This is a genomic window from Kutzneria chonburiensis (assembly GCF_028622115.1).
GTDB classification, from domain to species: Bacteria; Actinomycetota; Actinomycetes; order Mycobacteriales; family Pseudonocardiaceae; genus Kutzneria; species Kutzneria chonburiensis.
Window position 1 is genome coordinate 7008980 of the sequence record NZ_CP097263.1, and the last position, 12988, is coordinate 7021967.

10 protein-coding genes are annotated in these 12988 nt (G+C 70.8%); 5 read left to right on the forward strand and 5 right to left on the reverse strand.

Annotated elements, in window-relative coordinates:
* Nucleotides 1-26: 26 nt before the first annotated feature.
* The 3 genes from M3Q35_RS32140 to eccCa are packed head-to-tail and all read right to left on the reverse strand — an operon-like array spanning nucleotide 27 to nucleotide 5192.
* Nucleotides 27-845, reverse strand: a complete 819-nt coding sequence (locus M3Q35_RS32140; protein WP_273936286.1) for a TIGR01777 family oxidoreductase — start codon at nucleotides 843-845, stop codon at nucleotides 27-29.
* Nucleotides 842-1276: a hypothetical protein gene (locus M3Q35_RS32145; RefSeq protein ID WP_273936287.1), complete on the reverse strand. Its 435-nt coding sequence runs from the start codon at nucleotides 1274-1276 to the stop codon at nucleotides 842-844. The genes M3Q35_RS32140 and M3Q35_RS32145 overlap by 4 nt, the downstream gene beginning before the upstream one ends.
* Nucleotides 1269-5192 (reverse strand): type VII secretion protein EccCa, encoded by a 3924-nt coding sequence (eccCa, locus tag M3Q35_RS32150; protein WP_273936288.1) that lies wholly within the window; start codon nucleotides 5190-5192, stop codon nucleotides 1269-1271. The genes M3Q35_RS32145 and eccCa overlap by 8 nt, the downstream gene beginning before the upstream one ends.
* 70 nt (nucleotides 5193-5262) lie before the next feature.
* On the opposite strand from eccCa, the gene eccD reads away from it, so the two are divergent.
* Together eccD and mycP are read left to right on the forward strand one after the other, a co-directional pair.
* On the forward strand, nucleotides 5263-6636 hold the full coding sequence (gene eccD / locus M3Q35_RS32155; protein WP_273936289.1) for a type VII secretion integral membrane protein EccD: 1374 nt from the start codon (nucleotides 5263-5265) through the stop codon (nucleotides 6634-6636).
* A 128-nt stretch (nucleotides 6637-6764) separates the two neighbouring features.
* Nucleotides 6765-7865: a type VII secretion-associated serine protease mycosin gene (gene mycP / locus M3Q35_RS32160; RefSeq protein ID WP_273936290.1), complete on the forward strand. Its 1101-nt coding sequence runs from the start codon at nucleotides 6765-6767 to the stop codon at nucleotides 7863-7865.
* Between the two features lie 35 nt (nucleotides 7866-7900).
* On the opposite strand, the gene eccB is transcribed toward mycP, so the two are convergent.
* On the reverse strand, nucleotides 7901-9277 hold the full coding sequence (gene eccB / locus M3Q35_RS32165) for a type VII secretion protein EccB (RefSeq protein ID WP_273936291.1): 1377 nt from the start codon (nucleotides 9275-9277) through the stop codon (nucleotides 7901-7903).
* A 55-nt stretch (nucleotides 9278-9332) separates the two neighbouring features.
* On the opposite strand from eccB, the gene M3Q35_RS32170 reads away from it, so the two are divergent.
* From M3Q35_RS32170 to M3Q35_RS32180, 3 genes are read left to right on the forward strand one after another with little or no spacing between them, the layout of a single operon-like run.
* Entirely contained in the window at nucleotides 9333-10451 is a 1119-nt protein-coding gene (locus M3Q35_RS32170) for a type VII secretion protein EccE (protein ID WP_273936292.1), read from the forward strand.
* The gene (locus M3Q35_RS32175; protein ID WP_273936293.1) at nucleotides 10448-11119 is read left to right on the forward strand and encodes a hypothetical protein; all 672 of its coding nucleotides are present in this window, start codon (nucleotides 10448-10450) and stop codon (nucleotides 11117-11119) included. The genes M3Q35_RS32170 and M3Q35_RS32175 overlap by 4 nt, the downstream gene beginning before the upstream one ends.
* Before the next feature lies 1 nt (nucleotide 11120).
* Nucleotides 11121-12080 carry a helix-turn-helix transcriptional regulator gene (locus M3Q35_RS32180; RefSeq protein WP_273936294.1) on the forward strand — a complete coding sequence of 320 codons (960 nt, stop codon included), beginning with the start codon at nucleotides 11121-11123 and terminating at the stop codon, nucleotides 12078-12080.
* Here the strand turns inward: M3Q35_RS32180 and M3Q35_RS32185 are convergent.
* Entirely contained in the window at nucleotides 12071-12985 is a 915-nt protein-coding gene (locus M3Q35_RS32185; protein WP_273936295.1) for an SDR family oxidoreductase, read from the reverse strand. The two genes, M3Q35_RS32180 and M3Q35_RS32185, sit on opposite strands and share 10 nt — an antisense overlap.
* Between the last annotated feature and the right edge of the window lie 3 nt (nucleotides 12986-12988).

Consider the following 12988-nt stretch of genomic DNA (forward strand, 5'->3'; position numbering starts at 1 on the left):
GCGACACCTCCCTTCCCCATCCGACGTCACCGCGTCCGCAGTGGTTCCAGCGCCGCGGCGATGGTCCCGTGCTCGAACCGGAAACCGGCCTCGACCAGGCGATCGGGCCGCGCGCGAATGCTCTCCAATGCGTCGCCGGCCACGCCGCCCAGCGCCAGCCGCAGCGACCAGCCCGGAACCCGCAGCACCGCCGGGCGGCCGAGCGTGGAGGCCAGGACCCGCGTGAACTCACTGTTGCGCACCGGTTCGGGCGCGGTCACGTTGTACGGCCCTTGCGCGCCAGGAAGATGCCGGATCGCCCGCACGGCGTCGACAAGGGAGATCCAACTCCAGAACTGCCGCCCAGAGCCGAATTGAGCGCCGAGCCCGGCCCGAAAGAAGGGCACGAGCTCCCGAAGAACACCGCCGGCCGGCGTCATCACGAGACCGAAACGCAGGTGGCACACGGGGATGTCGGCCACCGCCGCCGCTTCCCACTGGCGCACCACGGACGGCAGAAACCCTCTGCCACCAACGGAACTCTCGGTCAGCACCTCGTCACCGCGATCGCCGTAGTAGCTCACGCCCGAGGCCGACAGCAGCGCCTTCGGCGGCCGCCGAGCCCGCTCGATCGCCGCCACCAGAGACGATGTCGTGTCAACCCGGCTGCGCAGAATGACGTCCCGGTACGAAGCCGTCCACCGCCGCGCCCCGATGCCGGCCCCGGCCAGGTTCACCACCACGTCGACACCGTTGACGTCCTCCACCACCCGAGGCAGCCGGACCACGGTGTGCCCATCGTCCTCATAGGACTCACGCAGCGCCGTCCCGATCAGCCCACTGGATCCGGTGATCGCGACCTTCACGGCCGCACCACCGTGACCGCCAACGAGAACACGAAGGCCGCCCCGACCAGCCCCGTCATGCACGACGCCAAAAGCCGCAACCGACGCCGATACCCCGCCAACTCCTCGACGACGGCGAAAATCCGGGCCGGCCAGTGGCGCCACGACACGTACCAGAAGATCGCCGCGGCGATCCCGTACAGCGCAACGGAAATCGCGTACCACCAGCTGACGTCCACGGCCAACGCGACACCGGTCAACACCAGCGCCGCGATCAGGCCCACGACCTTCCACCGGTTGCCGTGGGCCAGCAACAGCAGGAACTCCTCGCGCTTCTCCTCGTCCGGAAAGAAGCGGTCGACCTTGGGCTGCACCACGGTCAGGCTGTAGCCCATCGCGCCCATCCAGATGGCGGCGAGCGTCAGGTGCAGCACGAGAAGCACGTCAGTCATGGTGCGAGTCCAACCGGGCCAGCTGCACCGGAACCGCGCCCAATCGCCGGTGCACCAACGTCCCGCGCCCGGCCGGCAACCTCGAAGGTCGTACGCCGAACATGGTGCCCTCGTCCGGCGGCGCGCTGAGCACCACGGCCGGGAAGCTCAGCTCGCGCATCCGCCGCAGCACCGGCTCCAGCAACGCCGACCCCGCGCCGCCGGCCTGCCGGGCCAGATACAGATGCAGCCCGATGTTGCGCGCCTGCGGCAGGAAGTCCAGCAGCGGGGCCAGCGGATTGCCGACCGAGTTGGCCACCAGGTCGTAGTCGTCGACGACGATGTGCACGTCCGGCCCGGTCCACCAGGACCGGTTGCGCAGCTGCTCGGGCGTGACATCGGTGTCCGGCAAGCGTTTGGTGAAGCCCTCGACCAGCCCGGCGACGATCTCCACGGTCTGCTGCGGCGTCGTGCCGTAGGCCAGCACCTCCTGACCCTCGAACTCGCCGAGCATGGTCATCCGGTAGTCGATCAGCGCGATCTTCGCCGCCTTCGGCTCGCCCCGCGCCACCACCTGCCGGGCGATGGCCCGCAGCGTCGAGGTTTTGCCCGACTCGCTGTCACCGATCAGCACCAAACCCTGATCAGCCAACACAATCGGCTCCAGGCGCTGACCCTCCACGCCGATGGTGATGCCCGGCTGGGCCGGTAGGTCGCGGAACTCGATCAGACGCGGCAGCAGGCGAACCGCGGGCGCCGGCTGGCCGGACCAGTTCTCGTTGATCTTGGTGATCAGATCGGCGATGCCGACGGCGAGGTCGTCGGCGCTGCTGCGGCCGTCCACCCGGGGCACCGCGCCGAGGAAGTGCAGACGCTCCCGAGTCACGCCGCGACCGGGCCGGTCGGCCGGCACCGCCTGCTGGGCCTTGCGGTCGATCTCCGAATCCAGCGCGTCGCCCAGCTTGAGCTCGATCTTGGCGCCGATCAGGTCCCGCAGGCCCAGCCGCAGGTCGAGCCAGCGGTTGGCGGTCAGCACCATGTGCACGCCGTAGGTCAGCGAGCGGCCGACCAGGTTGAGCAGGTATGCCTCCAGGTCCTCGTAGTCCTGGCGCAGCACCGACCAGCCGTCCACGACCAGGAAGACGTCGCCGAACGGGTCGTCGCCGACCTTGCCCTCGGCCCGCAGCCGTCGGTAGTCGGCCATGGTGTCCACGCCCAGCTCGCGGAAGCGGGTCTCGCGGCGCTCCACCACCGCGCTGACCTCGGCCACCGTCCGCCGGACGACCTCGTTGTCCTGTCGGCCGGCGACCCGGCCGACGTGCGGCAGGCCGGACATCGCGAACAGCGTGCCGCTGAAGTCCAGGCAGTACACCTGGATCTCGGCCGGCGTGTGCCGCAGCGCCAGCGCCGCGACCAGCGTGCGGACCATGGTCGACTTGCCCGACCGCGGCCCGCCGACGATGGCGACGTGGCCGCCGGACCCGGCGAGGTCGATCAACATCGGGTCCCGCCGCTGGTGGTACGGCCGGTCAACCGTGCCGATCGGCACGGTCAGCGGGGCCAGCTCCGGCGCCGCGCCGAAGCCCCGCCCCGGTCGCACGGCCAGGCCCGGCAGCAGCGCGTCGAGCGTGTCCGGGGCGTCCAGCGGCGGCAGCCAGACCTGGTGCGCCGGGCTGCCCTGGCCGATCAGCTGGTCCACCATCACCGACAACATCGTTGGCCGGCTGGGGTTCTCCTCGTCCTCATCGTCGTCGTCCACCGACGGCAGATAGTCCAGCCCAGCCGGCACCGGCAGCGAGCGCGCGGTGAACGGCCGGACGTCGCCCACACCGAGCAGCGACTGGCCATCCCGGTCCTCGCCGGAGTGGTAGGCGCCGGACACGTAGGCCGCGCGGAACCGCCGCAGCGTCGCGGTGTCGGTCTTGAGGAAGCCATGACCGGGCGCGTTGGGCAGGTCGTTGGCGTCTGGCACGCCGATGGCCGTGCGGCTCTCCTGCGCCGAGAACGTGCGCAGGCCGATCCGGTACGACAGGTGCGCCTCCAGCCCCCGCAGCCGACCTTCGTCCAGTCGCTGCGAGGCCAGCAGCAGGTGCAGCCCGAGCGACCGGCCAAGGCGTCCAATTTGGACGAACAGATCGGCGAAGTCGGGTTTCTGGCTCAACAGCTCGGAAAACTCGTCGACCACGACGAAGAGGCTGGGCAGCGGCGGCAGACCGGCCCCGTTCTGCCGGGCGCGCTCGTAGTCCCGGACCGACACCAGGTTGCCGGCGTCGCGCAGGATCTCCTGCCGGCGGTTCATCTCGCCGGACAGCGCCTCCTGCATGCGGTCCACGAGGGACAGATCATCTTCGAGGTTGGTGATCACCGCCGCGACCTGCGGAAGGTGCCCCATCTTGGCGAAGGTCGCGCCGCCCTTGAAGTCCACCAGCACCAGGTTGAGCTGGTCTGGCGGGTGGGTCGCGGCCATGCCCAGCACCAGCGTGCGCAGCAGCTCGGACTTGCCGGAGCCGGTCGCGCCGACGACCAGGCCGTGCGGGCCCATGCCGTCCTGCGCGGACTCCTTGATGTCCAGGTCCAGCACGGTGCCGTCGGCGCTGATGCCGATCGGCACCCGCAGCCGGTCGCGCAGCGGGCGAGGCTTCCACAGCACGTCCAGGTCCATCGCGCCGGCATCGGTGATGCCGAGCAGGCCGGGCAGGGTCTGGCTGGTGGTGGCCAGATCGTCGGCACCCGAGGTCACGTCCAGGCGGTGGCCGCCCAGCTGCTGGGCCAGCGCCGCCGCCACCGGCGTCGGCATCGCGTCGGCCGTGCCCAGCGGCTCCAGCCGGCTTCCGTTGCGTACAGCCACTTCTCCGTCGTCGACGACCAGCTCCAGGCCGTGCGCACGGATCAGATCGCCGGCCCGGCCGTCCAGGTCCACCACGGTGACCGCTTGCAGGCCGTCGTGGCCCAGCACGAGTTCCGTGCCGGCCACCATGCCGCCGTCGATCACCACCAGCACGTGCGGGGCGTCGGGATCCGGCTCGGCGGTGCGGTTGAAGCGGGGCCGGCGGGTCAGCTCCACGCCAAGGCCGTCTTCCAGCGCGACCAGCGACGGGTTGATCATCCGCAGCGGGCCGGCGTAGTCCACCTCGTCGGGGTGGTGGCAGTGCGGCAGCCACTTGGCCCAGCCCCAGGCCGGGCCGTCCTGATCGGACGTGCAGATCAGGATCCGCAGGTCCTGCGGTGGATGAAACGTGGCGACGTGGGCAACAAGTGAGCGCACCACGGCTCGTGCGGCATCGCGGTCGCCGCCGATGCCGATGGCCGCGAACCGGCGCAGCGACACCTGCACCGGCAGGTCCGGCACCACCGTGTGGGTGCTGATGAAACGCTTGAGGGCCAAGGCGGCCAACGGATCCAGGTCCTCGACCGGTCCCGACTCGCCCGGCACCAGCTGCGTGGCCAGGTACTGCGGGCCGCGGCCGATCCGCACCACGCCGAAGTCCTCGTCGGTCGGCCGGCGCTCCCACAGCCGTTTGCTGGCCGCGACCGCCCACAGCTGCTCCGGATCCGGCGCGCCCCAGCCCAGCGACTCGTGCTGCGCGGACGCGGTCCGGCGCACCTGCTGGCGCATCCGGCCCAGGTAGCGCAGGTAGTCCCGACGAATTTGCTGAGAGTCACCCTTCTGGGTGGATCTCGAGCGCAGCAGCGAGCCGGCGACCATGGCCAGCGAGGAGAACAGGAAGAACGAGCCGGCCACGTAGGTGATCGGGTTGGCCGCGCCGCCGAGCAGGTAGGCCACCGAGCCGAGGCCGCTCAGCGCGGGCAACGCCGTCAGCCACACGTTTCCGGTGTCGGGTTTGGGCAGCTCGGGCGGCGGTTGCAGCAGGACGTCGCCGGCCGGGACGGTCGGCCGCGGCGCTCTCGGCGGCCGTCGGAACAGCGCAGTTGACACGACACCTCCCGATCGACGGATCTACTCTATGGGCTGCGTGGCAACGGCGTACTCCGTTTGGGGGAGCAGCGTGCAGGCAGAGACCGGGGCCTTTTGCCGTATCGCGGTGGCCGGTCCGCGGACCAGGGTCGACCTCGCGGTGCCGGCCGGCATTCCGCTGGCCCACCTGCTGCCGACCCTGCTGCGGCACGCCGCCGACGGCGGTGGCGACGACGGCGGGGTCGGGCATGGCGGCTGGGCCGTCAGCAAGACCGACGGTTCGCGGCTGGATGCCGCCCTGAGCCTGGCCGGTTCGGGGATTCACGACGGCGACGTGCTCGTGCTGCATCCGGCACGGGACCGCACACCGCCGCCGTTGTACGACGACGTCGTCGAGGTGATCGGCGCCGGCGGCGTGCACACCGCCTGGGAGAGCGCCCAGACCCGGGTCGCTTGCGGGGTTGTCGCCGCCATCGCCGTGCTGTCCGCGACCGCCACCGTGGCCTTCAACGGCAGTCAGGTCGGCGGTTATCTGGCGCTGGTCGCCGCGGTGTTGTTGCTGCTCGGCGGCGGTGCGTTGGCCCGGGCTTCCGGTGATCTCCCAGCCGGCATCCTCACGTCCGCGTTGGCCGCCCCGGTCGGGGCCGTCGGCGCCGGCGTGCTGCTCGGCGGCGACTGGGGCCGTGGACACCTGCTGTTGGCCAGCGCCGTGTTTCTGCTGGTCGCGGGCCTCGGGCCGGTGGTCGTCGGTGGCGGCGACGCGCTGTTCGCGGCTGTGGGCGTACTGGGACTGTTCGGCCTGCTGGGCGGGTTGGTGGCCGTGATCGGCGAGGTCGGTCCGGGGCGGGCCGCCGCCGTCGTCGCGCCGTTGGCGTTGGCCATCACGACCGTCATGCCGACCTTGGCCTTGCGCGCCGCCCGGCTGCCTCGGCCCGTGTTGCCGCGCTCCGCCGAGGACCTCGCCGACCTGCCGGGCCAGGTCGAGTTGGAGCGCACCCAGCAGCGTGTTTCCCGGGCGCGGCAACTGTTCACCGGGCTCATCGCCGGTTGTCATGCCGCCGTCGGCATCGGCATTGCCTTGCTGGCCTTTGATGTCACGTTGTGGTCGGCCGTGCTCGCCGCCGTGCTCACGGTCCTGGTCGTGCTGCGCTCCCGGCTGTTCCGGGAACGGGCTCAGGTCTTGGCCCCCGTCGTCACCGTGGCCTTCGTTTTCGTTGCCGGCACCGGCGCTGCCGTCACGCGCTTCGCTTCCGACATCACCGCCATGCTCGGCATCGCCGCTCCCGTGCTGGTCGGCTTGGCCTTGGTGGCCGGCTTGATCGGCGTGAGCAGCGGCCGGCGGCCGGCCAACCCCCGGCTCGTCCGGCTGCTCGACCTGACCGAGACCTTCTTGCTGCTGGCCGTCGTGCCTCTGGTGTTGGCCGTGTGGGACGTGTACAGCGCGTTGTTGGATCTGCACGCATGATGCGGGCTTGTGCGGCTGTCCTTCTGGTTGCCGGTCTCCTGGTCGTGCCGGCACCCATGGCTTTCGCCGCGTGCCAGCCGCCGCCCGCCTCCGGTCAGCCCATTCCTCCTGCCGCCGGCCGTGACCCCATGATCGACCGGCTCGGTCTGCCTCGCGTGAAGGACCTCAGCACCGGGTCCGGCGTCACCGTCGCCGTTGTCGATTCCGGTGTGGACAGTCGCCACCCCAAGCTCGCCCCGGCCGTCATCGGCGGCCTCGACCTGGCCGTCGTGAACGATCCTCGCATTTTTACGGAATCTCCCGGCACGCCTGAGGACTGCCAGAACCACGGCACCATGATCGCCGGCCTGATCGCCGCCCGGCCTCTCGACGACGACCGCGTGGTCGGCGTAGCCCCCGACGCCAAGATCGCCGCCATCCGTATGGTCGGCACCATCTCCGACCTGCCCGATGCCCTCATCGCCCAGGCCATCCGCGACGGCGCCGACCGTGGTTCGGTGTTGAACCTCTCGTTCGCCCTCCCCGTCGACCGTCCGTCCATCAAGGCCGCCGTTCAGTACGCCCTGTCCAAGGACGTCGTCGTTGTCGCCGCCGCCGGCAACGAGCAGCAGTCCCAGCCCGGCCAGACCTGGTACCCCGCCGCTTACGACGGTGTTCTGGCCGTCGCCGCCGTCGACTCCAACGGCGCCCCCATCGCCCAGTCCAATCAGGGGCCTTGGGTCGGCATCGCCGCCCCCGGTTCCGACCTCACCAGCACCGCTTCCGGCGGCAGCGGCTACCTCACCCAGTCCGGCACCAGCTTCGCCACCGCCATCGTCTCCGGCGTCGCCGCCCTCGTCCGCTCCCGCTTCCCCGGGCTCTCCGGCCCCGCCGTCGTTCAGCGGCTGGTCAGCACGGCCGTGCCCGTGGCGGGCAGGCGTGACGACAAGGTTGGCGCCGGCATCGTGGATCCGTTCGCTGCTCTTACCGCTCCCAGGGTTTCTCCGTCCACTTCGGACCGGCCGGGCTCTGTCGCCGTGCTTCCTCGACCTGCTGAGGATGCCGGGTTCGGTCCCGTGTTGCAGGCCGCCCTTGCCTGGGCTGGGGGTCTGGCTTTGGCCGGGTTGTTGGCGTTGGTCGGCGGGATCGCTTTTCGGCGGGCTGCTCATCGGCGGTGGCGGCCGGGTGGGCGGGATGACGTGCGGGAGAAGCCGGAGGCCGTGGAACCGACCGAGGTGGAGTTGTTGTAGGGCCGCTGTGACTGGCTTCTGTGCCCCACCCACCGCTAATTCCCGCCGACAAACTCCTTGGCCGCAGCGCTCGGGTCCAAAGTCGGCCCAGCAGGCAACAAAGTCACAAAAGGCAGGGGCACATTCCGAGCCGCCGAAGGGTCGAAGTGCAGCCGCGAAGCGGCGTCGGAGCTAGGGATGGGAAACCGCTGACCGGAGTCGGTGACCAACGTGAGCACACCGTCCTGCCCAGCAGCGGAAGAGGCCCGAACCACAGCACCGGAGCCGGAAGGGATCCGGACAGTGGTGACGTGCCCGGCCTTGGCGGTCACGGAGGAAAGACCGGCCGGAGAAGGCACCGAAGGGGGAAGGCTGACCGAAAGCGGCCAAGGGGCGTCGCCGGGAGTCTGACCAGGAGTCGTGCTGAGACAAAGGGGCTGATCGAGCTGGGGACCGACGGGAGAAGGAATCCGGTCGGGCCACGTGTTGCTGCCGGGCGGGGTGGCATGCGACTGGGGAGCCGATACGGCGACGTTGGGGTCAATGGTGTCGACGCGGCTGCCGGAAGCGGCGAGCAAGGCATAGGTGAGCTCGGAAATGGGGGCAAGACCGTCGGGCTCGACGACGAAGAACTGGGACTGGACGCCGGTCTGCCGGGTCTGGATGACGTCGCCGACGGACACGGAAGAAGGCAACGACACAGTGGGAGCACCGCCGGAGGGGACCCTCGGTTGGGTGATTTCCGCGCCCTCGGGGACGACGGCGAGGACCTCGGCCGGTAGGCGGACAGTGGCGGCGCGCTGGAGGCCGAGGAGGGCACGGGTGTTGCCGGTGAGCTTGTAACGACGGCCCTTGCTGATCAGCCACGTGCTGTCGTCGGGCAACTGGGCCAACACGCCGGCGGACGAGTCCACAACGCCCTGGCTGACGCCGGCACCGACCAACAGGGTGATCTGCGGCGGGGCGGAGAGGGAAGCGGACTGCACGGTGCAGACGGTCCAGGCACCGATGGTGAGGTTGTCCCGGGACGGCAGCGAATCGGGGGCGTTGGGAATCCCGACGGGGAGGCCGCGAGGCTTGCCGGCAAGAGCCGAAGCGCGGACCTCGGTGAGGGTGCCGCCACCGACGAGCAGGGCGGACGCGAGATTCAACGCGGGATGGACCTGGCCGTCGACGATGACGTAATGATCACCGGTGCCGCTGACGGTCACGGCGCCGGAACCGGGCAGCGCCGGACCGGAGCCGCCGCCGAGGAAGCCGGCGATGCCGAAGCCGGCCATGAGCAGCACGGCGATGACGGTTCCCCCGATAGTGGAACGGTTGAGCCGACGGCGAGGATCGGTCACGGCCTCATCGGCCCCGAGCATCAGGCTGGTAACCTGCCGCCTGCTCTCGTACGTGTAAGCCTCGACCTGGTCCCGCGTGGTAACCATCGCTGCCCTCCCCAACTGGGCGTGCCGAGTCGGACTCTATCGGCATACTGCATCTGTGGCAGACAGTCCCGCACGCACGCGACACCGACGGCCGGGCCGGATCGGCCGCGCTCGGTGGGTCGCGGCCGAGGCAGCGGTGGGCGCGGCGGCGGCCGGCGTGGCGTTCATGGGCTCGTTCGGCATCGCCCTTATGGCGCTGGGCGGCCTCACGCTGGTAGCCACTTTCCTTTTCTGGCAAGGAAAGTGGGCGACCGAGCACCTCACGATCAAGCTGCGGGCGCCGGCGGCGAGAACGCCGGCGACCGGGCCGGGGCTTGGCGTGATCAGGGAAGTGCTGCCCGACCTGCACGTTGTCGAGGTGACGGGCCGAGGCGCGGCCCCGCTGGGCGTGATCGGCGACGGCCAGGGCTTTGCCGCGGTGCTGGAGCTGGAGGTCGCCGGCAGTCTCCGGCTGGACCTGGCGAAACTGGCACAGCAGGTGCGGGCGGACCCGGCGGAGCTGGCCGGTTTCCAGGTGCTGATCGAACAGTTCCCACTGCCGGCGCTGGACGTCACCGAACGGTTCGGCCCGACGATGGTCTACAGAAGGCTGCCGACCACGGCGGTGCCGGTCCTGCGCAGAGTCTGGCTGGTGCTGCGGCACGAACCGCTGTGGGCGCCGGAGGCAACGGAGCGCAGAGGCGGTGGGGCGGCTGGTGCGCGGACGGCGCTGGTGGCGGCGGCCGCGCGGCTGCGGGTGCACCTGATGGACAACGGATTCCAGGCCCACCTGCTCGGACTGGCGGCGACGACGGAACTGCTGGCCGGCGTCGGCGACCCGAGCCAGCAGGGCCGGTTCCACGCTGACGCCTGGCTCACGCAGGCCGGGGCGCACTGCTGCCTGGCGGTCACGGGCGACTGGAGCAAGCTGCTGATGACGGCGGCGTCCATCGCCGCCGACCGCTGCGTGGTCTCGGTCGCCGTGGAACTTGACGGTCACTCAGCTGTGACCCGATCGATGGTACGGCTGTTCGCGACCGACCAGAACGCCGTGGCCAACGCCCGGGCGGCGCTGATCGCCACCGGGCTGGCCGAGCCGCTGCCGAACAACCAGCCGGCCGGCGTGGTCGCCACGCTCCCGCTCGGCGGCGGGGCACGGGACCTGACCAGCGCGATTGGACTGGTACGAGGATGAGCTCACCGGACATCTCGGCGCTGCCGTGGCGTGCCATGGACGACATCAACCCGTCCCTGCGGCTACCGGCGGCCGGCGTGCTGCTGGGGGCCGACCGCGGCGGCAACATCGCCTGCCTGCCGGCGATCCAGCCCCGGCCGGTGCGCATCGGCCTGGTCGGCGAGGTCGGCGTGGCCCGGCTCGTCGCCCACCGGCTGCTGGCCGTCGGCTGCCAGGTCACGGTCTACAGCCAACGCCAGCCGGCGTGGCAACGGCTGTGGACCAAGGTCGGCGGCCGACGGATGACCTTCGCGCAGCGCTCGGCCCGCTGGCCGGGCGTGCCGGCCGGCCCGCGCATGCCGCAGGCGCTGGTGCTCGACGCGCCGGAGGCGCCCGCGAACTGGATCGGCGACGCGCCCTGGTGCACGGTCATCCACGTCGCCAGTCGGGTCCCCACGCGCTCCGAATTCTGGCGCGCGGCCGACGTCGTCGTGGTCTGCGGACCGGGTCACGGCGAAGCCGTGCTCTCGCTGCGCAACCGCCCCGACGCCGGCATGGCCGACGACCTGCGGCCCGGGGAGATCGCGCTGTGCGGCCGCGCCGGCACGACGATCGTCCGGCTCGACGTGACGCCGGCCGAGATGGAGCTGGTGACCGAGGAGTCCGGCGCGTTCGGGCTGCCCCGCTAGTATGCGTGCCGAGCGACTGGTGGCGCTGCTGTTCACCTTGTACAGCAAGCGAAGCGCGACGATCGCCGAGCTGGCCAAGGCGTTGGACGTCTCGGAGCGGACCATGCACCGGGACATCGCCGCCTTACGTGATGCCGGCGTTCCACTGTGGACGGAGCCGGGTCGGCACGGCGGCGTGCGGCTGGTCGACGGCTGGCGGACACACCTGGACGGCCTGACCTCACGGGAAGCCGTGGCGATGTTCGCCATGGGCGTGCCGCAGGCGTTGGCCGAACTCGGCCTGGGCACGGCCATGTCGGCCGCCCACGCCAAACTCTTCGCCACGCTGCCGCCCGCATTACGCGACCAGGCGCAAGGCATGGCCCAGCGGTTCCACCTCGACGCGCCGGGCTGGTTTCGCCAGGTAGACGCGACCGAGCACCTGGCGGCGATCGCCAGGGCGGTGTGGGAGCAGCGGCGCATCGAGATCACCTACGGCCGCGAAGCCAAGACCGTGCGACGAATCCTGCAACCGCTGGGCCTCGTGCTCAAGGCCGGCGTCTGGTACCTGATCGCCCAGGTGGACGGCGATGTCCGCACCTACCGGGTGGCCAGGATCGACGCCGTCGACGAGACCGACCAGCAGTTCGAGCGGCCGGACTTCGACCTCGTCGCCTGGTGGGAGCAGTCGTCGGCGGAGTTCGAGCAGTCGCTGCGAACCGTGCCGGTGCGGATCCGGCTGAGCCCGGCCGGCGTCCGGGCCCTGCCGGCGGTGTTGGACATCGCCGCCGTGCGGGCCCTTGAGCAGGCCGGACCGCCGGGTGACGACGGCTGGACCGACGTCACGGTGGAGCTGGAGGAGCCGCACATCGCTGCCGCTCAGTTGATCCCGCTTGGCGCCGAAGTGGAGATAGTGGCGCCAGACGCCGTCAAAGCGGCTTTCGTGTCAATCGTGCAGCGGATGGCCGACCGTCACCGGTAGCCGGTGGGATCGGCCGGCTTGCCGGCAAGCGCCACCTCCACCATGTACGGCCAGGCATCGGGACGGCTGCCGTCCACGTCGTCGAAGTCGTAGATCCGGGCCAACTGCCCGCTGTCCAGGGTCTGACCGCTGAAACGCTCCCGCGAAGGGTCAGCCGCCAGGGCGGCGACGCCACGACCGACATAGGTCGGCGACTCCGAGATGCAGAAGTGCGGCACCCGGACGAGGGCGTCACGCCAGGTCTCCTCGGTCACGTGATAGTGGTCGAGCATCGCCTCCGATCGCAGGTAGCCCGGGGTCAAAGCCACGGCTGTGCAAGAAAAAGCCTTGAGTTCGGCGGCCTGGCCGATGGCCATCACGTGCGCGGCGGACTTGGCCACGTAGAACGCGAGCGTGGTGCCCTCGCGGTACACCGCGTTGAACGAGGCGGTGCCGTCGGTGAGCTCGACGACGAGCCCGCCGGGTTGGCGAATGACCAGCGGCAGCAGGAAATGGCTGGTGATCAGGTGGGCGTCGATACCGAGGCGGATCATGCGCAGGCTGCCGTCGAGCGGGTGCTCCCACACGGGTTTGGCCCAGGTCATGAGATCGTCGCCGCCCCACACCCCGTCCACCAGGATGTCGAGCCGCCCGTGCTCACGGTCTATGCGGGCGGCCAGTTCCCGCACCTCATCGGGTTCGAGATGGTCGACGCGGATGGCGACGCCGCTCCCGCCGGCCGCCGAGATCAGCGAGACGGTGTCCTCGATGGTCTCGGATCGGTCCACTTCGGACCGTTGCGTCCGGGTGGTTCGGCCGGTGACGTAGACGAAAGCGCCGCGACGGCCGAGTTCGACGGCGATGGCCCGGCTCGCGCCACGGGTGCCGCCGGCGACCAGCGCGATCTTGCCTTGAAGGTCGTTCATGCC

Bases quoted from the DNA above. Each gene is read 5' to 3' on its own strand.
- M3Q35_RS32175 (WP_273936293.1), top strand. From the start codon at position 10,448: ATGAGCTCACCGGACATCTCGGCGCTGCCGTGGCGTGCCATGGACGAC.
- M3Q35_RS32180 (WP_273936294.1), top strand. From the start codon at position 11,121: ATGCGTGCCGAGCGACTGGTGGCGCTGCTGTTCACCTTGTACAGCAAG.
- M3Q35_RS32185 (WP_273936295.1), bottom strand. From the start codon at position 12,985: ATGAACGACCTTCAAGGCAAGATCGCGCTGGTCGCCGGCGGCACCCGT.
- M3Q35_RS32145 (WP_273936287.1), bottom strand. From the start codon at position 1,276: ATGACTGACGTGCTTCTCGTGCTGCACCTGACGCTCGCCGCCATCTGG.
- eccB (WP_273936291.1), bottom strand. From the start codon at position 9,277: ATGGTTACCACGCGGGACCAGGTCGAGGCTTACACGTACGAGAGCAGG.
- mycP (WP_273936290.1), top strand. From the start codon at position 6,765: ATGATCGACCGGCTCGGTCTGCCTCGCGTGAAGGACCTCAGCACCGGG.